This is a genomic window from Kallipyga gabonensis (genome assembly GCF_001286805.1).
Classification (GTDB): domain Bacteria; phylum Bacillota; class Clostridia; order Tissierellales; family Peptoniphilaceae; genus Kallipyga; species Kallipyga gabonensis.
Genome location: NZ_CXYV01000002.1, coordinates 1,129,615 through 1,151,853 on the forward strand (window position 1 = coordinate 1,129,615; position 22,239 = coordinate 1,151,853).

The 22,239-nt window shown below is 47.9% G+C and carries 20 protein-coding genes; all 20 read left to right on the forward strand.

Annotation, left to right across the window (positions count from 1 at the left end; translation table 11 throughout):
• Positions 1-241: 241 nt before the first annotated feature.
• The 20 genes from rpsB (at position 242) to pnp (ending at position 22,112) form a co-directional block, all read left to right on the forward strand.
• On the forward strand, positions 242-1,084 hold the full coding sequence (gene rpsB / locus BN2373_RS06640; protein WP_053943309.1) for a 30S ribosomal protein S2: 843 nt from the start codon (positions 242-244) through the stop codon (positions 1,082-1,084).
• Positions 1,085-1,142: 58 nt separating this feature from the next.
• Complete coding sequence (gene tsf, locus BN2373_RS06645) at positions 1,143-1,808, forward strand: translation elongation factor Ts (protein ID WP_053943310.1); 666 nt, start codon at positions 1,143-1,145, stop codon at positions 1,806-1,808.
• A 92-nt stretch (positions 1,809-1,900) separates the two neighbouring features.
• Positions 1,901-2,617, forward strand: coding sequence for a UMP kinase (gene pyrH / locus BN2373_RS06650; protein ID WP_053943311.1), 717 nt, complete (start codon positions 1,901-1,903; stop codon positions 2,615-2,617).
• Positions 2,618-2,668: 51 nt separating this feature from the next.
• Positions 2,669-3,220: a ribosome recycling factor gene (gene frr, locus BN2373_RS06655; protein WP_053943312.1), complete on the forward strand. Its 552-nt coding sequence runs from the start codon at positions 2,669-2,671 to the stop codon at positions 3,218-3,220.
• A gap of 23 nt (positions 3,221-3,243) precedes the next feature.
• Complete coding sequence (uppS, locus tag BN2373_RS06660; protein ID WP_082338335.1) at positions 3,244-3,972, forward strand: polyprenyl diphosphate synthase; 729 nt, start codon at positions 3,244-3,246, stop codon at positions 3,970-3,972.
• Between the two features lie 23 nt (positions 3,973-3,995).
• Entirely contained in the window at positions 3,996-4,754 is a 759-nt protein-coding gene (locus tag BN2373_RS08110) for a phosphatidate cytidylyltransferase (protein ID WP_420795657.1), read from the forward strand.
• Between the two features lie 158 nt (positions 4,755-4,912).
• A complete protein-coding gene (locus tag BN2373_RS06670) occupies positions 4,913-5,914 on the forward strand; it encodes a M50 family metallopeptidase (protein WP_053943315.1) in 1,002 nt (333 codons plus the stop codon).
• A gap of 28 nt (positions 5,915-5,942) precedes the next feature.
• On the forward strand, positions 5,943-7,007 hold the full coding sequence (gene ispG / locus BN2373_RS06675; RefSeq protein WP_053943316.1) for a flavodoxin-dependent (E)-4-hydroxy-3-methylbut-2-enyl-diphosphate synthase: 1,065 nt from the start codon (positions 5,943-5,945) through the stop codon (positions 7,005-7,007).
• Positions 6,997-11,034: a PolC-type DNA polymerase III gene (locus tag BN2373_RS06680; RefSeq protein WP_053943317.1), complete on the forward strand. Its 4,038-nt coding sequence runs from the start codon at positions 6,997-6,999 to the stop codon at positions 11,032-11,034. Before ispG ends, BN2373_RS06680 begins: the two co-directional genes overlap by 11 nt.
• A 97-nt stretch (positions 11,035-11,131) precedes the next feature.
• Positions 11,132-11,644 carry a ribosome maturation factor RimP gene (locus BN2373_RS06685; protein ID WP_053943318.1) on the forward strand — a complete coding sequence of 171 codons (513 nt, stop codon included), beginning with the start codon at positions 11,132-11,134 and terminating at the stop codon, positions 11,642-11,644.
• Positions 11,645-11,652: 8 nt separating this feature from the next.
• Complete coding sequence (gene nusA / locus BN2373_RS06690) at positions 11,653-12,795, forward strand: transcription termination factor NusA (protein WP_053943319.1); 1,143 nt, start codon at positions 11,653-11,655, stop codon at positions 12,793-12,795.
• Between the two features lies 1 nt (position 12,796).
• Positions 12,797-13,054: an RNase P modulator RnpM gene (gene rnpM / locus BN2373_RS06695; RefSeq protein WP_053943320.1), complete on the forward strand. Its 258-nt coding sequence runs from the start codon at positions 12,797-12,799 to the stop codon at positions 13,052-13,054.
• Positions 13,055-13,063: 9 nt separating this feature from the next.
• The gene (gene infB / locus BN2373_RS06700) at positions 13,064-15,289 is read left to right on the forward strand and encodes a translation initiation factor IF-2 (protein ID WP_053943321.1); all 2,226 of its coding nucleotides are present in this window, start codon (positions 13,064-13,066) and stop codon (positions 15,287-15,289) included.
• Positions 15,290-15,315: 26 nt separating this feature from the next.
• A complete protein-coding gene (gene rbfA / locus BN2373_RS06705; protein WP_053943322.1) occupies positions 15,316-15,735 on the forward strand; it encodes a 30S ribosome-binding factor RbfA in 420 nt (139 codons plus the stop codon).
• A complete protein-coding gene (locus tag BN2373_RS06710) occupies positions 15,713-16,705 on the forward strand; it encodes a DHH family phosphoesterase (protein ID WP_053943323.1) in 993 nt (330 codons plus the stop codon). Before rbfA ends, BN2373_RS06710 begins: the two co-directional genes overlap by 23 nt.
• Before the next feature lies 1 nt (position 16,706).
• Positions 16,707-17,588 (forward strand): tRNA pseudouridine(55) synthase TruB, encoded by an 882-nt coding sequence (truB, locus tag BN2373_RS06715; RefSeq protein ID WP_053943324.1) that lies wholly within the window; start codon positions 16,707-16,709, stop codon positions 17,586-17,588.
• Positions 17,589-17,644: 56 nt separating this feature from the next.
• Positions 17,645-18,580 (forward strand): bifunctional riboflavin kinase/FAD synthetase, encoded by a 936-nt coding sequence (locus BN2373_RS06720; protein ID WP_053943325.1) that lies wholly within the window; start codon positions 17,645-17,647, stop codon positions 18,578-18,580.
• A 102-nt stretch (positions 18,581-18,682) separates the two neighbouring features.
• Positions 18,683-18,949, forward strand: coding sequence for a 30S ribosomal protein S15 (rpsO, locus tag BN2373_RS06725; RefSeq protein WP_019134364.1), 267 nt, complete (start codon positions 18,683-18,685; stop codon positions 18,947-18,949).
• Positions 18,950-19,011: 62 nt separating this feature from the next.
• Positions 19,012-19,932, forward strand: a complete 921-nt coding sequence (locus BN2373_RS06730; protein ID WP_053943326.1) for a diacylglycerol/lipid kinase family protein — start codon at positions 19,012-19,014, stop codon at positions 19,930-19,932.
• Positions 19,933-20,018: 86 nt separating this feature from the next.
• Complete coding sequence (pnp, locus tag BN2373_RS06735) at positions 20,019-22,112, forward strand: polyribonucleotide nucleotidyltransferase (RefSeq protein WP_053943327.1); 2,094 nt, start codon at positions 20,019-20,021, stop codon at positions 22,110-22,112.
• Positions 22,113-22,239 lie beyond the last annotated feature (127 nt).

The window sequence follows — 22,239 nt, forward strand, 5'->3', positions numbered from 1 at the left end:
CACTTTCATTGTACAGGATTTCTCTCTATATTTTTTTCTTCTTGGTCTCACATCAATTGTATCTCTACAACGGAAACTTGAAAAATGCCCCTTTCCGCTTGTCGTTTTGACCTTTTTACGCTATAATAATCGGGTATGTCACACAGTTCTCGAATATCCATAGCCGTGTGTCATTCGGGTTTCCCGGTGATTGGTGCGGATTTGAGAGAGCTGGAAGTATAACACAATAGGAGGAAATTTTATGTCCGTCGTATCTATGAAAGCTTTACTGGAAGCCGGTGTCCACTTTGGCCACCAAACCCGTCGTTGGAACCCCAAGATGGCCCCTTATATCTTCACTGAAAGAAACGGGATCCACATTATCGACCTGCAAAAGACCATCCGCATGATTGACGATGCCTATGAAGCTGTTCGTCAAGCCGCAGAAGATGGTGGTAAGGTTCTCTTTGTCGGCACGAAAAAACAGGCTCAGGATTCCATCGAACTCCAGGCTAAGCGTTGCAATATGTTTTATGTCAACCAGCGTTGGCTGGGCGGCATGCTGACCAACTATCAAACCATTCGCAAGTCCATCGATCGTCTGGAAGAAATTGCCAAAATGTCTGAAGACGGAACCTTCGATCTTCTGCCGAAGAAGGAAGTTGCTCAACTTGAGCATGAATATGAGCGTTTAGACCGCTTCCTGGGCGGAATTAAAGACATGGGCGGTCTGCCTGATTTAATTTATATTGTTGACCCCAAGAAGGAACACATAGCGATCAATGAAGCCAAAAAACTGGGCATTCCTGTCGTAGCCATTCTTGATACCAATGCGGATCCGGATGAAGTCGACTATCCCATTCCCGGAAATGATGATGCCATTCGTTCGGTCAAACTGATTACCCAGACCATGGCTGATGCGGTTTTGGAAGGAAAACAGGGTGTTCAGATGGATGATGAAGAGATGACCGCTGAAGAAACAGAGAATGACCAGGCTGAGACTGCAGAAGAGAGAGAACCTCAAGAGGCCGAAGAAGTGACCCCTGATCTCTCTGAAGATGATGTGGAAGTGGGTCAGGAACTGGATCACGCTGAAGAAGAATAAGTCATCAGCAGGCTAGTTGATGTTCGAATACATTTGAATAAAGAGAAAGGGAGCGAATATGAATATTACTGCAGGATTGGTAAAAGAACTTCGTGAGATGACCGGTGCCGGAATGATGGATTGCAAGAAAGCTTTAGTCGAAGCGGATGGAGATGTGGAAAAAGCCGCCGATATTCTTCGTGAAAAGGGAATTGCTAAATCCGCAAAGAAGAGCGACCGGATTGCTGCAGAAGGCCTGATCGACACCTATGTTCATAATGGCCGGATTGGCGTTATGGTGGAGGTGAACACGGAGACCGACTTCGCTGCTCGTAATGAAGAGTTCATTCAGTTTGTCCACCAGCTCTGCCTCCATATTGCTTCAATGAACCCCAAGTATGTTGCCCAGGCGGACGTTCCTGAGGACGAAGTCAACCACGAAAAGGAAATTTTGACCCAGCAAGCCATGAATGAGGGTCAGAATATTCCGGAGGATAAGCGTCGTTTCGTCGCCGAGAAGAAGGTGGAAGGCCGTATGGGCAAGTTCTATGAGGAGATTTGCCTCTTAGACCAGAAGTTCATCCTGGATACCGATAAATCGGTTGATACTATTCGTAAAGAACTCATTGCCAAGATTGGCGAAAACATCGTCATCCGTCGCTTTATCCGCTACGAAGTGGGTGAAGGTCTGGAAAAGAAACAAGAAAATTTCGCAGAGGAAGTGGCTAAGCAAATTAATGGTTAATTGCCGAATTTTCGAACTTTCTAAAGAGGAAGGGTCTGAGACCCTTCCTCTTTTTTATGGTAAAATTATAGAGATCAATGAAGGAGGGGATTATGTTTTCCTATCGACGAATCGTATTAAAATTATCCGGTGAAGCCATGGCCGGGCCCAGCCATGTGGGTCTGGATGATGAAACGATTGAAAGGATTGCCCGGTCAATACAGGAAGTTCATGCACTGGGTATTGAGATTGCTATTGTTGTTGGAGGTGGGAATTTTTGGCGTGGCCGGTCCTCAACCTCCATTGAACGAGCCAGTTCGGATCATATGGGCATGTTGGGTACAGTAATCAACGCTCTTCGCCTCCAGGCTTCACTTGAAAATCTTGGCCTGGAAACCCGTGTTCAGACAGCCATTCAAATGCAGGAGGTGGCTGAGCCCTATATCCGTCGACGTGCCATTCGCCACATTGAGAAAGGACGGATTGTCATCTTTGGTGCTGGAACGGGTCTTCCATATTTTTCGACCGATACAACAGCAGCCTTAAGGGCTTTAGAGATTGATGCGGACTGCATCTTAGTGGGTAAAAAGGGGACCGATGGAGTGTATAACAAGGATCCCAATAAATTTAAGGATGCGCATAAGTTCGATCACCTGAGCTATCGTGACGTCTTAACCATGGGTCTTACCGTTATGGACTCAACGGCTACGTCTTTGGCAATGGATAATGACCTTCCTATTGTGGTCTTTGGAATTGATCAACCGGAGAACATGGTGAAAGTGGTTCAGGGAGAAGACCTGGGGACAACGATCACCGGTGATCATAAGTAGATTAAATGCTGGTAGTCAGCATATCGACTTCTTAAGGAGAAAGGAATCAATATGTATAAAAAAAATGAACTTGAAAGTCAGATGAAAAAGTCTCTGGAAGCCCTGGAGTATGATTTTCAGCATATCCGTGCCGGTAGAGCTAATCCCAACCTCCTCGATGACATCAGCTTTTCCTATTACGGTGTTAACACGCCGATCAAGCAGGCGGCTACCATTAATGTTCCGGAAGCAAGGCTGATCACTATCACCCCCTGGGATAAAACTAACCTCAAACCGATTGAGCAGGCGATTATCAGTTCTGATTTGGGCATCACTCCCTCAAATGATGGAACGATGATTCGCCTGCCTTTCCCGCAATTAACGGAAGAACGACGTAAGGACCTGGTAAAAGAAGTCAATAAGCGGATGGAAGAAGGAAAGGTTGCCGTTCGCAATATTCGTCGCGAGGGCATGGAAGAAATCAAAAAGGCGGAGAAAAACAAAGAAATTGCAGAGGATGACCGCTATCGAGCTGAGGACGACCTCCAAAAGCTGACCGATAAGTATATTGAAAAGATGGAAGAGATCACCAAGAAAAAAGAAAAGGAACTTATGGAAGTTTGATTTGGTGGACGATGGGAGACGGTATGGATAGTCTTGAAAAGAGGGAAGATGGTGCCCGCCATCATGGCCCTCGCCATGTAGGCATTATTTTGGATGGTAATGGACGTTGGGCAGAAAAACGGGGCCTTATCCGTACCGAGGGCCATAAAGCAGGGGCAAGCAAGGTCATCGAAGCTTGTCGGTGGGCAGATGAATTAGGCATTGAAGTCCTCAGTCTTTATGCCTTTTCGACCGAAAACTGGAAGCGGTCAAAAGAGGAAGTTTCCGCATTGATGGGCCTCTTAATTGAAGTGGTGAGAATTCACTTTAAGGAGCTCATGGATGAAGGAGCAAAAATTACGGTGATGGGGGAGATGTCCCGTTTACCCCTTCCAGCTCGAAAGGCTGTCCAATATGCGGTGGACAAATCTAAAGATAACCAGGGCTTAGTGATTAATATCGGTTTGAATTATGGGGGAAGGGATGAAATTATACGTGCCTTCCACCGTGCTCATCAGGCCGGTATTGATCCTGAATCCCTATCAGAAAGAGATCTGGATGGATTCCTGGATACCAGGGAATTTCCGCCTTTGGACTTGATTATTCGAACTGGAGGGGAGCTTCGTCTATCAAATTTCATGATTTGGCAGGCTGCCTATGCTGAATTTGTCTTCTTGGATTGTTACTGGCCGGACTTTTCAAAAAATGATCTTGTGGAAGCCTGCAGGTCTTTTTCCCAGCGAAAACGTCGGTTTGGAGGGGTAAAATCATGAAAAACTTTTTTTCCAGATTGCTTATGGGAGCAGGCATCCTTCTGGTTATTTTACTCATCATCTTTTCCAAAAGCAGGCTGCTTCTTTTTCTGGGAACTGAGATCATCACCCTGATTTGCCTGGAAGAAGTCTACCATGCCCTGGATCCTGACAGGACTTCCCCCTACCATATTTGGGGGCAGGCCTTGAATTTTTTTGCCAATCTTACCGCCTTCCTGTCCAACCTTTCCCTTTATCTGGGAGTCTGGACCTTGGCTATCCTCATCCTTTTCATTTTGTCCATTTTTCGTCCCCATGATGCCCTTAAGAATCTGACAGAGGTTCTTTTTGCCAGTATTTACATCAGCTTTCTCTTTTGTTTTGTCTACTTCTTTCCTAAAGAACGACAAACCTACCTCCTTTTTATTTTTTTCATTGCCTGGGGTACAGATTCTTTTGCCTACTTGGTAGGCTCCCAAATAGGGCGAACTCCCCTTACTCAAATTTCTCCCCATAAGACCTTGGAGGGGTCAATCGGGGGCATGGTTGGAGCAATCATTCTCTGCGGTATTGGGAGTTTTTTCTACTCGGATTTACGACTTATGCCTATGCTGCTTATCGGGGCCTTTGGATCCATCATTGCTCAGTTGGGTGATGTTTTCGCTTCTTCCTTGAAGAGGAGGACAGGAATCAAAGATTTTTCCCATATTTTGCGGTCTCATGGCGGCTTTTTGGATCGATTTGATTCTGTCATTTTCACCATTCCCTACCTATGGATCATTTTTTTCTTTTATCTATTCTAATTTGCCACATGACGGGATGAAAGTCTCTTGATACTTTCTTGATATTGATGGTTCATTATGATTTTTGTACAATGGAATGCGAGTTGAATTACACCCTGACCATATTAATCGGTGAGCACATTGACAGGGTCGTTTACTGAATGAAGGAAGAGTTTTTTATGATCAAAATTATTGCTGCACTAATTGTATTTATGCTGGTCGTCCTGTTCCATGAATTCGGTCACTTTATCATGGCCAAAAAGCAGGGTATCCGAGTCAATGAGTTTTCCGTAGGCATGGGTCCTGCCCTCCTTCAGAAGAAGAAGGGGGAGACCCTCTATTCCTTGCGGGCTATCCCTCTAGGGGGATTTTGTGCCATGGAAGGAGAAGATGAGGAATCGGATGCAGAGGACAGTTTTGACCAGGCTCCTGCCCTCGGCCGCTTTCTGACGATCCTAGCCGGGCCTTTGATGAACCTGGTCATTTGCTATATCTGCTTTGTTCTCTTTTTTGGGATGACAGGGAAGCCGGTCCCTCGAATTCTGGAATTTTCAGAAAATTCAAACCTTCCCCAGCAAGGAGTGAAGGTAGGGGACACCATCACTGCCATCAATGATCGTCCGGTGGACTCCTATGACCAGCTCACTAAGTTGATCCACGAAAGCAAGGGGGAAGAGCTCAAACTGACCTACTTAAGGGACAATGCCACGCACGATGTGTCCGTTGAACCCGTCCGGGAGGAAAATGGAGACTACCTCCTGGGCTTCATTGCTGACCGGGATAAGGACCTGGCCTATGCTTTTAAAGGAGCTTTTGACAAGATGGTCTCCATTTACGTCATGATCTTCGTTACCATCGGCCAACTCTTCACAGGCGGACTTTCACTATCTTCTTTTTCTGGGCCGGTAGGGGTGGTTCGTCTAATTGGTGATGCTGCCCAAGAAGGAATGGCTCCCCTCCTCTTTTTTACGGGTTATATTTCTCTTAACCTGGCCTTTTTCAACCTTCTCCCCATTCCGGCCTTGGACGGGTCCAAGCTGGTTCTGATCCTGGTGGAGAAGTTAAGAGGCAAACCCATAAAAAAGGAGATCGAATCCAAAATTACCATTGCCGGATTCATCTTCCTGATTGCACTGATCCTGCTTGTATCGATTAAAGACGTCTGGAACATCTTCCAGTAGCTAGTTGAAACCGTTGAGGGGAGGGGCCATGTGGACCCACAATAAGACGAGAAAACTTTTCATCGGGACCATAGCACTAGGGGGAGGTTCTCCCATCACCGTCCAGTCGATGACCAATACGGATACCAAGGACGTTGACGCTACAGTTGAACAGATCCTGGCTTTTGAACGTCAAGGCTGTGATCTTTCCCGGTCAGCAATCAACTCCTTGGAGGATGCGAAAGCCATTCCTGAAATTAAAGCTCGTACCCATATCCCCTTTATTACTGATATTCAGTTTGATCCCGACCTGGCCATGTATGCCATTGAATACGGAACGGATGCCCTTCGGATCAACCCGGGCAACATCGGTTCACAACAGGACCTGGAGCGGATCGTCAAGGCTTGCCGGAAGAAATCCATTCCTATCCGGGTGGGAGTGAATTCCGGATCAGTCCATAAGTCCATGATAGAAAAGTATCATGGGGTCAACGAGGAATCTTTAGTCTATTCGGCCCTGGAAGAAGTGAAAGCCATTGAAGATTTAGGCTTTGACCAGATCGCTGTTTCCATAAAATCTTCGGATGTCATGACCATGGTTCGGGCCAACCAACTTTTCGCCCAACGCTCTTCCTGCCCCCTCCATCTGGGTGTTACCGAGGCCGGTCCACCCTTTGCCGGGACGATTAAATCCTCCGTAGGATTGGGTATTCTTCTTAACCAGGGAATTGGCGATACTATCCGGGTTTCCATCACCGGAGACCCCGTTCAAGAGGTTTCCATCGGAATGGAAATCCTCAAAAGTCTGGGCCTTCGTCAATGGGGTCCAAACCTCGTCTCCTGTCCCACCTGTGCCCGGACGAAAGTCGACCTGATCGGCTTAGCGGAGAAGGTAGAGAAACGATTGAAGGGTATGGACAGAAACTTGACTGTGGCGGTCATGGGATGCCCTGTAAATGGACCGGGGGAAGCTAAGGAAGCGGATATCGGGATCGCCTGCAACAAAGGAGCCGGCGTCCTTTTCCGCAAGGGGAAGGTTCTTCGCCAGGTTTCAGAGAAGGAATTGGTGGATGCTCTCTTTGAAGAAATAGATCGGATGGACTATGAAAGTTAGGGAACTCTATCAAATCATACAAATAAAGCCCGAAGGGATGAATGAAGAAAGCGGGTTTTTAGATGCTGACATCATAGGAGCCTCTTATTCTCAGGAAAGAGAGGCTCTTTCTTTAACAATTTCAGCTGAAATGGTCGATACCAATCGAAAGAAGGTGGAAAGGGAGCTTTCCGCTTATTTTGCTTGTCCTGTTTATTTATCTCAAGATGAGAAAAAAGAGGAAGATCCTGACAAGCATGCTGTAAACGAGTCGGAAGCTATTTCTTTTGAAGGGGAAAATGAGTCCGCATTTTACCAGAAGGCAGTGAGTCTGGTCAAACACGAAAAGACCCCTTCAAAGAAAAATACAAAGGATGGAGTCATTGGCCGTTTTCCTAAAAAGGAAGTCGACTTGACTCCCCTGGAAAACTTGACCCAGGCTTCCGGAATGAGCCTGGTTGAAGGTTTTTTGTTGGGTGTGGCGGCCCGGATGACGAGAAAAGGCAGTCTAATCTTCAGCTTTATCCTCTTTAATCAAGAGGGGGCTTGTCAGAAAGGAAAGATTTTTGTCAAGGAAAAAGAAAGCGACAAGGCCTTGGCTTTCAAAAATGGAGACTATGTGCAGGTTCGTGGTCAACTCCAATATGACGATTTTGACCAGTCCATGGTTCTCATGGCCCAGGGAATCCGCAAATCTATTCCGGAAGAAATAACCGATTCCGCTCCCATCAAGAGAGTAGAGCTATCTGTCCATAGCCAGATGACCACCATGGAGGGTTTAATCGATATTCCCCGTTTGAAAAAAAGGCTGCGTGAGTGGGAGATGACGGCCTTTGCCATGACGGACTTCGGCAATGTCCAATCCTATCCCCTCCTTCAGCAGGCTTTTGAAAAATCTGACATTAAGGCAATCTATGGACTCCACGCTAAGGTGCTCCGGGACGCCCATAAAATCCTGGTCAACCCCTATAACAAGGATCTGGACCGAATTCCTGAAGATTTTACCGTTTTTGACCTGGAAACTACGGGCTTTTCTCCCTTCCAGGAGGCTATCATTGAAATTGGAGCCGTTCGCATAAAGGAAGGGGTTAAGGTGGGGGAATTCTCTGCCTTTGTCAACCCCAACCGCTTGATTCCTGACCGAATTACGGAGCTGACTTCCATTACGGACGCCATGGTCCGGACCGCTGATTCCATTGAAAAAGTTCTTCCCGCCTTCCTTGAATTTTCGGAGGGATCCACCTATGTGGGCCACAATGTGGACTTCGATATTGGCTTTATTCGGGAAAATGCCTTTCGTTTGGGTCTCCGCTTTCAGCCTCTTTCCCTGGATACCCTGGGCATGGCCAGAGCCCTCCATCCCGACCTGAAGAACCACAAACTGGATACGGTATGTAAAGAACTTAACGTTCCCTCCTTCCACCACCACCGGGCTATTGACGATGCTCAGGCGACAGCAGATGCCTTTTTGGCCATGTGGGAAGAAGTAAAGAGTCGGGGGATTTCGCTCGCCGAGATAAATACCATTCCTTCAGACTTCCCCTTATCCAAACATGAGGAGAAGGAAGTTCTGGTCTACGTGCAGAAACAGGAGGCCCTGGTGCATTTTTATCACATGGTCTCTCAAGCTAATCTGGACTATTTCTGGCGGAGTCCGGGAATTCCTGCTTCCCTTTTGGAGAGAAATCATCCGGGTCTCCTCTACGGGACGGGCTTTGTGGGTTCCGATCTGTTTGAAGCCATATCCAAGCGATGGCCGGAAGAACAATTAAAAGAGATCGGCTCCCGCTATGACTTTTTCATTATCCAACCGCCTTCCTTCGTGGAAAAAGCCCTCCGTCAGGAATTGGTAGCGGATCTGGATCATTTTAAGGACATCACTCAAACCATCATCCGTTTGGCCCGGGATTTAGACCTTCCCTGTTGTGCTATCGGCATGCCCTCCTACCTCGATCCGGGGGAGAGGTTGGCTCGAAATATCCTGGTTAACTACCAAAGAAATATCGACTTCGACCACAACGGCCGCTACCGTTTTCTGTCTACGACTGAGATGCTGGAAGCTTTTTCCTATTTGGATGCGAAAACCCGGAAGCAAGTCGTCATTGACGATCCTAACCGCATCGCCCAATCCATTGATAAGATTATCCCTATCCCTCATGGGACATTTACTCCTGAGCTGGATGGGGCTGATCAGGAGCTAAGAGAGACCTGTTACCGACGAATTCAGGAGATCTATGGGGCCCCTCTTCCCGAGCTGATTGATCGTCGGCTGGACCGGGAACTCACTTCCATTATTTCTCATGGCTACGCTTCGCTATACATCATTGCTGAGCGGCTGGTTAAGAAATCCAATTCAGATGGCTATTTGGTTGGATCAAGAGGGTCAGTGGGTTCCTCTTTTGCCGCCTTTGCGGCCGGTATCACTGAAGTCAATCCCCTTCCGCCCCACTATATCTGCCCCCACTGTCGTCACAGCGAATTTGTTGAAGACGGCTCTGTCGGGTCTGGATTTGATCTTCCGCCTAAAGTTTGTCCTCGATGCGGAAGTGACATGGGAAGAGATGGTCAGGAAATTCCTTTTGAGGTATTTTTGGGTTTTGATGGGGATAAGGAGCCGGATATTGACCTCAATTTTGCCGGGGAATACATGGCCACCATTCATAAATATACTGAGGACCTTTTTGGTCAAGGCAAGGTCTTCCGAGCCGGCACTGTCTCCGGCGTCCAGGAGAAGACGGCCTATGGTTTCATACGAAAGTACCAGGAAGCTCGATATATTCCGGAAGAAGATCGGATTCTATCTCCGGCAAAAATATCTCTTCTCCAAAAACAGATGGAGGGAACTCGCCGAACCACGGGCCAGCATCCCGGCGGATTGATCATTGTTCCTAAAGATAATGAAATTTATGAATTTACACCCATTCAATATCCGGCTGATGATCCCAATTCCGATATTACCACCCACTTCCAATACCGCTATCTCGAGGAACAGCTTCTTAAGCTCGATGAGTTGGGTCAGACAACCCCGACAATCATCCGTCAACTGGAGGAGATGACCGGGATCGATCCTATGGACATACCTTTTGACGATCCTGACACGATGGCCCTCTTTTCGGGGAGTGAATCCTTACATGCTCGGACCCCTTACTCCAACAGTCAAGACGGATCATTAGGAATTCCTGAATTCGGGACCAACTTTGTTCGGTCCATGCTCAAGGATACGAAACCTTCCACCTTTGCTGAACTGGTTCGGATTTCCGGTCTGTCGCATGGAACCGATGTTTGGCTTAACAACGCCCAGGAACTGATTAAAAAAGGCACGATCGACTTAACTCACGCCATCTGCACCCGGGATGATATTATGAATAACCTGATTGCCATGGGTATGGATAAGCTTGATTCTTTCAAAATCATGGAAAAGGTTCGAAAGGGTAAGGGAATTCCGGAAGAATATTTGCCCAAGATGAAGGAAACCGGGGTGCCGGATTGGTACATCGAATCCTGCCAGAAAATCCAGTACATGTTCCCTAAGGCCCATGCGGCAGCCTATGTTATGATGTCTTTCCGTATCGCCTGGTTCAAAGTCCATAAGCCTGCAGCTTTTTATGCCTCCTACTTTACGCAAAGGCTGAGCAACTTCTCCACAGCCTTCCTGGTCAACGACCTGGAAGCCGTACAAAGAGCCCTGGAAGAACTAAAAAACGATGGAGAGGGTAACGAAGGAAAGATCACCCTTCTGGAGGTGGTAGAAGAAATGCTGGCAAGAGGGCTCTCCTTCCACTCGGTTGACCTCATGACTTCGGAGGCTGCCTCCTTTACCGTGGCTGATGAAGATAAGGTTCTTCCCCCCTTATCCGCTTTAGATAACGTATCAGAGGCTATGGGGGAAGCTATCGTTCGGGAAAGAGCGAAGGGGGACTTTATCTCCAAGAAGGACTTCAAGGACCGGACAGGAGTCAATCGGTCCGGCATGGATTCCCTGGAAGAAAATGGTCTTCTAGATCCCTATCCCGCATCCAACCAGATGTCCTTCTTCATCGGTTTCTGACTTGTTCATTATTCGGAAATGTGGTAAAATACAGAAGTCGATAGGATGCGTGTAACAAGAGCGGGTTTCCGCTCTTGTTTTTTTAAGGAGGAAATCCATGAACAAACAGACCCTTAACGACCTTCGAGTAAAGCTGGCTGAGCCGGTGAGCCGGGCAGGTTATGAACTTCTGGACGTGGATTTCATCCGGGATTCCTCAGGTAAGGCCCTCCGCTTTTACATTTATCATCCGGATGGGATAGGTATCGAAGACTGCGAAAAGGTCAATGATGTTCTCAGCCCTCTTTTGGATGAATTGGACCCGGTGGACTCTGCCTACAACCTGGAAGTCTCCTCTCCTGACCTGGACCGCCCCCTCTCTAATGACCGCTATCTGGAGATCTACCGAGGTCATGAATTGGAATTTACGTTCTACGGATCTTTCGAGGGCAATAAGATCCTTCAAGGGGATCTTATGGATTTTGATGATCGGGCCTACCGTGTCCTTATCCGGCAACTAGACCCGTCAAAGAGAAAAGGAAAGAGAAAAAAGACCGGAGACCTGGTTGGACAGGAGGTCTTTTTAGACAGAGACCAGGTTGCCAGCATAAAAGTAGTCTTGGAATTTTAGGAGGAAGTATGAACGAGAATCTGATCGAGGCTTTGGATGCCTTAGAAAAAAGTAAGGGGCTTTCCAAGGAGGTGATCCTCGAGGCTATTGAAAAAGCATTGGAAAAATCCTATGAAAAGAACTATGATGACCGGACCAATGTCGATGTAGTTATGGACAGGGAGTCCGGGGAAATTCGAGTTTACTCCCTCCGCAATGTTGTTGAGGAAGTGGAAGATCCCGTTACGGAAATTTCCCTGGCCGAAGCTAAGACGAAGAATCCTTCCGTAGAAGTGGGCGGTCAAGTTCGTGTTGAGGTCTCTCCGGAAAATTTCGGCCGGGTCGCGGCAGGAACCGCACGAAATATTGTTATCCAAAAACTGCATGATGCTGAACGGGAAACCATCTACGATGCTTATATCGACCGGGTCCGTGAAATCATTAACGGAACGGTACAACGGGTTGACCGAGGCAATGTCTTTATTAACCTGGGGAAAACCGAGGGGATTGTGCCGGCCAAAGAACAAATTCCCGGTGAACATCTAAAACCCGGTGATCGGGTAAAACTCTATGTAGCCGATGTGAGAAATTCCTCTAAAGGAGCGCAGGTTCTTCTGTCCAGAGCCCATGCCAACCTGGTTATTCGCCTTTTCGAACAGGAGGTACCCGAAATTGGCCAGGGCATCGTGGATATTTATTCCGTTGCCCGTGAACCCGGATCCCGCTCCAAGGTGGCTGTCTATTCCTCAGAAAGTGATGTTGATCCCATCGGTGCCTGTGTCGGTTATAAAGGGAGTCGGGTGAACTATATTGTTGAAGAGTTGGGGGGAGAAAAGATGGACATCACCATTTATGATCCGGACCCACAGATCTTTATCGCCAATGCCCTGAGTCCGGCCAAGGTTTCTCGGGTGATTACCAACGAGAAAGAAAAAACTTCCGTGGTGGTTGTCCCGGATGACCAATTATCCCTGGCGATCGGAAAAGAGGGGCAGAATGTCCGTCTTGCCGCTCGATTAACCGGATGGAAGATTGATATTAAAGGAGAGTCTCAATATTTTGAGGATCCTGAAGCTTTTGAGTTGTCGGAGGATGAAGAAGATTCTTCATCTTCGGACCTTGAAAGGGAAGCCGGCTTGGAAGTTGCCCCGGTAGAGGAGGATGTCTTCTAATATGAAAAAATCTCCTTTACGCAAGTGTTTAGCTTGCCTAGAGAGGAAGGAAAAGGACCAGCTTATCCGGGTTGTTAAGGATAAGGATGGAAACTTTTCCCTGGATAGAACGGGGAAGATGCCGGGACGAGGGGCTTATATCTGTAAGTCAGAAGTCTGTATACAAAACGTTCTGGACAGTAAGCGGTTGAATTCCGCCCTTCGGGGAAACCCGCCCCAAGAGATCTATGAGGAGCTTATGCATGTAACACAAGAATAGAGGTGGACGATGAGAGTTTACGAAGTTGCCAAAGAATTGAATGTCCCCACAAAAGCCCTAAGGGATTTGATGGAAAAAAAGTTGAACCTGACCTACCCCTCCCATATGTCAACTATGGAGGATGAAGATATTGATAAGGTGAAAGCCATCTATCAGGAAAACCGAAAAAATGTTCGTGATCAGAAGGAAAAGTCATCTGATTCGTCTTCCGTGGAAAAGAAGTCCCATAAGAAAAAAGTAAAGACTTCTTCTCATAAAAAGATGAAAAATCGGGAAGATGTGGAGGAGGATGAAGAAGAACGCCTGGAGATTAAGCTAAAAGACCAGGCCAAGGCAAGAACGAAAAAGAAACAGGCCAGACAAGAAGCCCGTAAGGGGAAAAAGCCCCAACCGCAAAAGGAAGACCTGGCGAAAAAACCGGGAAAGGCTAAGGAAGAGAAGAAGCCTGCTCCCCAGGAAGAAGAGGATGAGTTTGACGCCATTATCGAAATTCCTGCTGAAATTACCGTGGGGGATTTTGCCAAGGTAATCCGCCAGGATGCCATGGAAGTCATCACTGTCTTGATTAAGATGGGAATCATGGCCGGTCTCAATGAATCGATCACCTTTGAGACGGCGGAAAAAGTTGCTGACCATTTCGGCGTTCTAATTACTGAGCCTGAAGAAAGCTCACGGGATGAGATCTTTGACCAACTTGACTTTGAAGATTCACCCAAGTCTCTGAAAGGTCGTCCACCTGTTATTACCGTCATGGGTCACGTTGACCATGGGAAAACTTCTATCCTGGATGCTATTCGGGAAACGGCTGTCACCAGAGGAGAGGCCGGTGGAATTACCCAGCATATCGGTGCTTCTGTTGCCTATGTTGACGGTCATAAGTTGACCTTTCTGGACACCCCCGGTCACGAAGCTTTTACACAGATGCGGGCTCGCGGAGCCAAAACCACTGATATCGTCATTCTGGTTGTTGCTGCGGATGATGGGGTGATGCCGCAAACCGTGGAAGCCATCAACCATGCCAAGGCTGCGGATGTCCCTATTGTTGTCGCGATCAACAAGATGGACCGCCCGGGGGCAAATCCCGACCGAGTCAAACAGGAGCTCATGGAATACGAGCTGGTCTCTGAGGAGTGGGGTGGCGATACCATTATGGTTCCCGTTTCAGCGAAGACCAAGGAAGGAATCCAGGATCTCTTGGAAAATGTCGTGATTCTTTCCGAAATCCTTGAGCTTAAAGCTAACCCCAAACGTCCGGCTGTGGGTGTTGTTATTGAGGCCCAATTAGAAAAGGGGAAAGGGGCCACCGCCTCCATCCTCGTTCAAAAGGGAACCTTGACCAATGATGACTATGTCGTCTCCGGTACGGTCTCCGGTCACATCCGAGCTATGGAAGATTCCTTTGGCAAGCGGGTTAAGAAGGCCGGTCCTTCTATGCCGGTAAAAATCATGGGTCTTTCCGACCTGCCTGAAGCGGGTGATAAGATCTATGCGGTAAAAGACGAAAAGATTGCTCGTGAATTTGCTGCCAGAGCAGAAGAAAGAGCAAGAAAAGAACGGTTGAATATGACCACCCACGTCTCCCTGGATGACCTCCACATGCAGATTTCTGAGGAAGGTCTCAAGGAGCTTAACCTGGTTGTCAAAACGGATGTTAAAGGGACGATTGATGCCCTGGCCGGATCGCTGGAAAAACTCTCCAATGATGAGGTTAAGGTGAACATCATCCACGGGGCTGTCGGCGGGATTTCCGAATCCGATGTCATGCTGGCCGTGGCCTCCAATGCCATTATCATCGGCTTTAATGTTCGTCCTAACCAAGGGGCCATCGCACAGGCTGCCCGTGAGAGCATCGATATTCGGACCTACCGGGTCATCTACGATGCCATCGAAGACATCAAAAAGGCGATCGAGGGCATGCTTTCTCCCGATATTGTCGAAGAAGTCAGCGGCCGTGCTGAAGTTCGGGATACCTTTAAGGTTCCGAATATTGGGGTAGTTGCCGGGATTTATGTGGTCTCCGGAAAAATCGTCCGGAATTATAAGGCCCGTCTCCTCCGAAATGATGTCGTGATTTTTGAAGGGGATATTGCATCTCTTCGCCGCTTTAAGGATGATGTCCGTGAAGTCGCACACGGCTACGAAGGTGGACTGGGCATTGCCAATTATAACGACATCAAGGTCGGTGATATGATCGAATGCTTCCATGAGGTGGAAGTCGCTCAAAAGCTTGACTGAATCGCCCTTGGTGAAAGGAGAGAGAGATGAACCATAAACGAATGGGACGTATTTCTCAAGAAATAAAAAAAGTCCTTTCCCATGCCATCATTTACGATATGAAGGATCCCAGAATTGCACCCATGACCTCGGTTACGGATGTCACGGTCTCCTCCGACCTTTCTTACTGCGATGCCTTTATTTCCGTGATGGGAAAAGAATGGGATAAAAAACAGACGATTGAGGGTCTGGAAGCAGCGGCCGGGTTTCTGAAAAATCAAATGGCCACAAAGCTAGACCTTCGTCAAATCCCTGAACTTCGCTTTCACCTGGATGAATCCATTGAGCGAGGGATGAAGATGGATGCTCTGATTGACCGGGTGATTCAAAAAGACAGGGAAAGCCAGATGGCCCGTGGTGATTTGGATAGGGAGGGAGGAAGTGATGACCCATCCGATTTGGCCTGAGATTACCCGGGTAATTCATCAGGCTTCTTCGATCGCCATCTCAGGCCATGTCAACCCCGACGGGGACTGTCTGGGGTCCATTCTTGGATTGGGCCTGACCTTGGAAGCCTTGGGCAAAGATGTGGATATGATCCATAATGAACGACCACGCCACTTATCCTACCTTCCGGGTTTTGACCGCTTACAAGCGGTCAAAAGGGATAAAAACTACGACCTCTTCATCATGGTCGATTTGGGCGATCGAGACCGTCTTAAAGAAGCTGGTGTACTTTTAGACCGGTCGAAGACCTCAATTAACTTTGACCACCACCAGGTCAATGAAGGGGTATGTGATTTGACCTGTCAAAGGAAGGATGCCTCCTCTACTTGTGAGATTTTGGGAGATTATCTGATTGACCAGGGTTTTTTCATTCCTCCGGAGGCAGCTACGGCTCTTTTTGCCGGTATCACGACCGATTCCAACCGTTTCATGTACGATACGGCACGGGCCCGATGCCTCCGCCTTGCTGCGGATCTTTTAGACCGGGGTGCTGATCCGGACTGGGTCTACCTTCACGAATATCAATCCCTTGACCCCCGTCTTTTTGCTTTTGAGGGGGCTGTCGTTGACCGAGCCGACTTTCTACAGGAGGGCAGGGTTGCATTAGCCACGGTGACCCAGGAAGACTTATCCCGCTATTCCATTACCATGGGCGAAGCAGAAGGCGTTGTGGATATTCTTCGCAATCTGGATGGGGTGGAAGTGGCTTGTCTAATCAAGGAGATGGGGGAGGAATCAACCAAACTATCCTTCCGCTCCAAGCTCTTTTTTAACGTAGAAGAAGTGGCCAGATCCTTCGGCGGAGGGGGGCATATTAAGGCTGCAGGAGCCTCCTTGTCCTTTGCCAAGGAGGAAGCTCTGAATCAAGTTAAGGCTTACTTTGAAGGCTTAGACCCTTCAGCCTTCCTGCCTTCTGAGGAGGAAGGCTGAAATGGAAGGAATTCTCAATGTCTTTAAGGAAAAGGAGATGACCTCTCACGATGTGGTCGCCATCCTCCGGGGAACGACCGGTCAACGCCGAATGGGTCACACCGGGACCCTTGACCCCCAAGTCACGGGGGTTCTTCCCATTTGTCTGGGCCGGGCCACGAAACTTGCCGATTATATCAGTGAACAGGGGAAGACTTACGAGGGTAGCCTGGTTTTTGGGATTCGGACAGATACCCTGGATCTGGGCGGAAGGGTTATCGAAAGATCCGACCGGACCCGGTTCAGTCCGGAGGATATTCGCCAAGTGATGAATTCTTTTATTGGAACCATCCAACAGATTCCTCCCATGTATTCTGCCGTCCAGGTTAATGGACAGCGTCTTTATGATCTGGCTCGCCAGGGGAAAAAGGTCGAAAGAAAGGCCCGGGAGGCTACTATCTATAATTTTTCACCCCTGGCCTTTTATGAGGAGGGGCTGGATTTTACTTGCTCCTGTTCCAAAGGGACTTATATTCGAACCCTGGTAGATGACCTGGGAAAGGCCTTGGGGACCTGGGCAACAACCACTCGCCTGGTTCGGACCCGGGTTGGACCATTCTCCATCGACCGAGCTATTCCCATTTCCCGTTTACGAAGGCTGGAAAGGGACGAGATCGAATCCTTCCTTCTTCCCATGGATCAATCCATTCCTCATATTCGCTCTTTAACGGTAAATTCTTCCGAAGGAAAGACCCTTCGATTGGGTGGCTTCATCAGCAAGCCTAAGCTAGCACTGATCCCACCCGAAAGAATCTACAGAATTTACGATCCTCACGGCTTTATCGGCCTTGGCTATTTTGACGGTGAAAAAGAGAAGCTTCGGATGAAGAAAGTTTTAGCCTAGGTCAGACAGCTACTAGAGGATAACAATAAAGGAATAGAAATGATTGAAGGATGACGATGAAAATTATCGATTGTGATCAAGACGATGCATTTTTCCCCGGGGACCAGTCCATGGCCCTGGGCAATTTTGATGGGATTCACCTGGGCCACCAAGCTCTTATCCGTTGTGCCATGGATTATGCCCACCAAGAAAAAATTCTTTCCTCGGTTCTCCTTTTCAAGCAGCATACTCTGGAAGAAATTAGCCATAGCCCGGTTAGTCACCTGACCTCCCTGAAGGATAAGTTGGAAATCCTGGATCGGATGGGGTTAGATTACGTTTTTTTGAAGACCTTTGACCATGACTTTATGTCCATCGATAAGAAAGATTTTTTGGAAGACTTTCTGCTTGACCGCCTCCATGTCAAACACATCGTTTGCGGTCAGGATTATTCCTATGGTCGCCTTGCCCAGGGGAGGGTTAGTGACCTCCTTGAGGGGCAGGACAGACTGGGTTACCAGGTTTCCCTTCTTCCTTATGTGGAGGATGGGAAAGGACGGATCTCCTCGTCAAGAATTCGGGAAGCAGTGGCAGAGGGAAGGGTAGAGGAAGCACAAGCCATGCTGGGTCGCCCCTACCGGATGACAGGTCAGGTGGTTCCCGGAGCACAGAGGGGGAGGGACTTGGGATTTCCCACTGCAAATATTGATCTTGATTTCCCTTATATCCTGCCGGCAAACGGCGTTTACCTGACTCGGTCCACTGTTGGAGGGAAAACCTATTACGGAATGACCAATATCGGGTCAAATCCCACTTTTGTCCTTGATGGTCCAGTTAAAATCGAATGCCACCTTTTTGATTTTCATGGGGACCTCTATGGGCAGGTTTTCAATCTCCAATTCCTTTACTTTGAGAGAGGAGACCTGGTCTTTCAAAATGCAGAGGAACTGATTGAACAGATTAAAAACGATGAGAGAATTTTGCGGTCAATGGTCAGGAAAGTGAGTGGATAACTTGATTTCGGCTTGATCTTATGGTAGACTTTTCAAGTACTTCTTGCTCGGTGTGGAGAAATTGGTCTTGCACTGGGAGGATAGAATGAAAAGGAGAATCGAATGTTAACCAAAGAAGAAAAGCAGGAAATTATTCGCGAGTTTGGTAAAGATGAAAATGATACGGGTTCACCGGAAGTTCAGATTGCCCTTTTATCTAAGCGGATTTCCGATCTGACCGAACACCTCCGTGGTCATAAGGGTGACAACTCATCCCGCCGGGGCATGTATCAGATGATCGGTCGTCGTCGGGGACTCCTTGACCACCTGATGAAAAATGACATCGAACGCTACCGCGAAATCATCGCAAAGTTGGAATTGCGCGGCTAGTCCAAACCAATAGACGGAAAAAGAGTGCCCAGAGCACTCTTTTTTTTGATGAGGAGAAAGACATGAAAAAAGCCCTAATCATTTTTAATCCGGTAGCCGGTGTAGAGGAATCCGGTCTTTTTCTTCCCTCCCTGATTGACCAATTGACCGATAGTAATTATCTTTCTTTTGTCCTTGCGACACAAAAAGAAGGCGATGAGGAGGTCTTTGTCAAGAAATTTGGGCAAGAGGTTGATCTTATTATCTGTCTAGGCGGGGATGGGACTCTTTCACGGGTGGTCTCAGGCCTCCTGTCTCTTAATCCCAAGCCGGAATTAGCCTATATTCCCTCCGGATCCACCAACGATTTTGCCAATGGAGTAGGTATGGGTGACCTCCATCGGGAAGAATTGATCAATTTAGCCTGTCAGGGAAAAACTTCTCTTTTTGATGTAGGTAGCCTGAATGACCGACCCTTTATCTATGTTGCTGCTTTCGGTCTTTTTACCTCTGTTGCCTATCGGACACCTCAGGATCAAAAGAATCTTTTAGGTCGTTTAGCTTATTTTTTTGAAGGGGTTAAAGACCTGACCCAGATAAAAACCCATTCAATTAAGTTACGTTATGACGGGGGGGATCTGGAAGGCGATTTTATCCTGGGATTGGTTTCCAATTCCAATTCTGTTGCCGGTTTTACTTCAATAACGGGACCTACGGATTATTATGATGGCTTATTTGAAGTCCTCCTGGTCAAAGCCGCTGCCAAGCCCTTGGACTTGGCGGGAGCCCTCCATGACCTCATTGCCGGTCGGGATAATGCTCTGATCCTCCGTCTTCAGACGACCCGGCTCGATCTTATCTCCGGGGATGACCTGGCTTGGACCTTAGATGGGGAGGAAGGCGATAAGGGAAAAGAGGCCAAAATTCGAGTTTTACCCAAAGCGCTATCCATACGAACTCCTCTGGGGAATAAGCCAGCAAAGGCCATTTTTCATGACAAGTAGGGTATAATATAAGAATGTTGAATTTCAAAGATGCTCGTCGTTACGAAGGGTGTATTTTCACCTAGAAACCGCCAATAGGAGGCAACATGATTAAGGAGTACCAATACCAATCCCCTCTCACGGATAATGCCTTTACCGTGACCATCGGAAAATATGCTGAACAGGCCAATGGAGCCTGTATGATCCAGGCCGGCGATACTGCCGTTTTAACGACAGCCACCGCTTCGAAAGAAGTCAGAGAAGGACAAAATTTCTTCCCCCTGACCTGTGATTATCAGGAAAAACTCTATGCTGTTGGTCGAATTCCCGGCGGTTACAATAAGAGAGAAGGAAGAGGGTCACAGGAAGCCACCCTGAACGCCCGACAAATGGACCGGCCTCTTCGTCCTCTTTTTCCCGAAGGTTATATGAATGACACTCAGGTTATCGCCACAGTTTTTTCCGTCAGCCCTGAAGATCCTCCTGAAATTGCCGCTATGAACGGGTCTTCCGTTGCCCTTTCCATTTCAGATATTCCTTTCCATGGGCCGACCGGTGCGGTTATCGTGGGTTATATTGATGGAGAATACGTCATTAACCCCTCTGAGGACCAGGCTCTTCATTCGGATTTGAATCTCACCGTAGCCGGTACCGAAGAAGCCATTATGATGGTGGAAGCTGGAGCCAATGAGCTCTCCGAGGATGTTATGTTGGGTGCCATCCTCTACGGCCACGAAGAAATTAAGGCCATCTGTCGCTTCATCAAAGGGATTCAGGAAGAAGTTGGGAAAGAAAAGATGGCTTTTTCTGTCCATAAGCCCGATGACCAGCTGAGGGTCAGGGTTGAGCGGGCCTGTAAGGAAGACCTCCTTCAAGCTCTCCGGTCCGATGATAAGCAGACCAGAAATGACCGGATTGATCAAATTAAAAAGAATACCATGGACCAGTTTGAAGCGGCTGATTGGGAAGACTTTGCCCAGGAAAAGGGAGATATTGATACGATCATGGAAGAGATCATCCGTGACGAGGTTCGACGCCTGATTACCGAGGATAAAGTCAGATCCGACGGCCGGGCCATGGACCAAATCCGCCCCCTCCATGCGGAAGCCGGCGTTCTGCCCAGGACTCACGGTTCCGGTCTTTTCTCCCGTGGACAGACTCAGGTCATGTCAGTGGTGACTCTGGGCGGCCCAAGAGATGTTGAATACATCGATGGTCTACATGCGGAAGAGATCGTGAAAAACTACTTCCACCAATATAACTTCCCCCCCTTCTGCACAGGGGATGTTAAACCCATGCGGTCACCCGGTCGTCGTGAGATCGGCCATGGCCACTTGGCTGAACGAGCCCTTTTACCGGTCCTTCCTGACCTCGAAGACTTCCCCTATACCATTCGGGTGGTCTCAGAAGTTCTGTCATCCAACGGGTCCTCTTCCCAGGCTTCCATTTGCGGATCCACTTTAGCCCTGATGGATGCTGGTGTTCCCATTAAAACACCGGTTGCCGGAATTGCGATGGGACTGATTAAAGAGGGAGAGAAAACCTCGATCATGACCGATATTCAGGGTCTGGAAGACCACCTTGGCGATATGGACTTCAAAGTCGCCGGAACTCGTGAGGGAATTACCGCCCTCCAGATGGATATTAAGATCGAGGGCATTGACAAGGAAATTATGACAAGGGCCCTGGATCAAGCCAAGAAGGCACGGTATGAAATTTTGGATGTCATTGCTGAAGCCATAGCAGAGCCTCGTAAGGAGCTGTCTCCCTTCGCTCCTCGGATCATCACCATGCGAATCGATCCGGAAAAAGTTCGTGATGTCATCGGAAAGGGCGGTAAAACCATCAATTCCATCATTGATGAAACCGGTGCCTCCATTGACACCGATGATGATGGTCTCATTACCATCATGTCCATCGATGGGGAGTCCGGGGAAAGAACTCGCCAGATTATCCACAACATCGTCAAGGAAGTAGAAGTGGGCGATGTCTATGAGGGAACCGTCGTCCGGATCCTCAAGTTCGGTGCCTTTGTTGATTTGGGTTATGGAAAAGAAGGAATGGTCCACATTTCCAAACTGGAAAACAGACGAGTAAATAAGGTTGAGGATGTTGTTAACATTGGAGACAAGGTTAAGGTGAAAGTTATCGAAATTGATGACCAGGGCCGGATTAATCTCTCTCGCAAGGACCTTCTCTAATCTATTCTTTTACTATTTTTGGTGAAGAAAAAGGCTTGGACACTTTCGTCCAAGCCTTTTTCTTTACCGGGTTTCTTCTTATCCCAAGTTTGAGAAAGGCTCATTTGTAAGGAAAATGTTCCTTCCA

What these genes read in the sequence shown, in the direction of transcription:
- rpsO (WP_019134364.1), top strand. Translation starts at nt 18,683, where the DNA reads ATGTTAACCAAAGAAGAAAAGCAGGAAATTATTCGCGAGTTTGGTAAA.
- ispG (WP_053943316.1), top strand. Translation starts at nt 5,943, where the DNA reads ATGTGGACCCACAATAAGACGAGAAAACTTTTCATCGGGACCATAGCA.
- frr (WP_053943312.1), top strand. Translation starts at nt 2,669, where the DNA reads ATGTATAAAAAAAATGAACTTGAAAGTCAGATGAAAAAGTCTCTGGAA.
- pyrH (WP_053943311.1), top strand. Translation starts at nt 1,901, where the DNA reads ATGTTTTCCTATCGACGAATCGTATTAAAATTATCCGGTGAAGCCATG.
- pnp (WP_053943327.1), top strand. Translation starts at nt 20,019, where the DNA reads ATGATTAAGGAGTACCAATACCAATCCCCTCTCACGGATAATGCCTTT.
- BN2373_RS06730 (WP_053943326.1), top strand. Translation starts at nt 19,012, where the DNA reads ATGAAAAAAGCCCTAATCATTTTTAATCCGGTAGCCGGTGTAGAGGAA.
- infB (WP_053943321.1), top strand. Translation starts at nt 13,064, where the DNA reads ATGAGAGTTTACGAAGTTGCCAAAGAATTGAATGTCCCCACAAAAGCC.
- BN2373_RS08110 (WP_420795657.1), top strand. Translation starts at nt 3,996, where the DNA reads ATGGGAGCAGGCATCCTTCTGGTTATTTTACTCATCATCTTTTCCAAA.
- BN2373_RS06710 (WP_053943323.1), top strand. Translation starts at nt 15,713, where the DNA reads ATGACCCATCCGATTTGGCCTGAGATTACCCGGGTAATTCATCAGGCT.
- BN2373_RS06720 (WP_053943325.1), top strand. Translation starts at nt 17,645, where the DNA reads ATGAAAATTATCGATTGTGATCAAGACGATGCATTTTTCCCCGGGGAC.
- rbfA (WP_053943322.1), top strand. Translation starts at nt 15,316, where the DNA reads ATGAACCATAAACGAATGGGACGTATTTCTCAAGAAATAAAAAAAGTC.
- nusA (WP_053943319.1), top strand. Translation starts at nt 11,653, where the DNA reads ATGAACGAGAATCTGATCGAGGCTTTGGATGCCTTAGAAAAAAGTAAG.
- BN2373_RS06670 (WP_053943315.1), top strand. Translation starts at nt 4,913, where the DNA reads ATGATCAAAATTATTGCTGCACTAATTGTATTTATGCTGGTCGTCCTG.
- uppS (WP_082338335.1), top strand. Translation starts at nt 3,244, where the DNA reads ATGGATAGTCTTGAAAAGAGGGAAGATGGTGCCCGCCATCATGGCCCT.
- tsf (WP_053943310.1), top strand. Translation starts at nt 1,143, where the DNA reads ATGAATATTACTGCAGGATTGGTAAAAGAACTTCGTGAGATGACCGGT.
- truB (WP_053943324.1), top strand. Translation starts at nt 16,707, where the DNA reads ATGGAAGGAATTCTCAATGTCTTTAAGGAAAAGGAGATGACCTCTCAC.
- BN2373_RS06680 (WP_053943317.1), top strand. Translation starts at nt 6,997, where the DNA reads ATGAAAGTTAGGGAACTCTATCAAATCATACAAATAAAGCCCGAAGGG.
- rnpM (WP_053943320.1), top strand. Translation starts at nt 12,797, where the DNA reads ATGAAAAAATCTCCTTTACGCAAGTGTTTAGCTTGCCTAGAGAGGAAG.
- rpsB (WP_053943309.1), top strand. Translation starts at nt 242, where the DNA reads ATGTCCGTCGTATCTATGAAAGCTTTACTGGAAGCCGGTGTCCACTTT.
- BN2373_RS06685 (WP_053943318.1), top strand. Translation starts at nt 11,132, where the DNA reads ATGAACAAACAGACCCTTAACGACCTTCGAGTAAAGCTGGCTGAGCCG.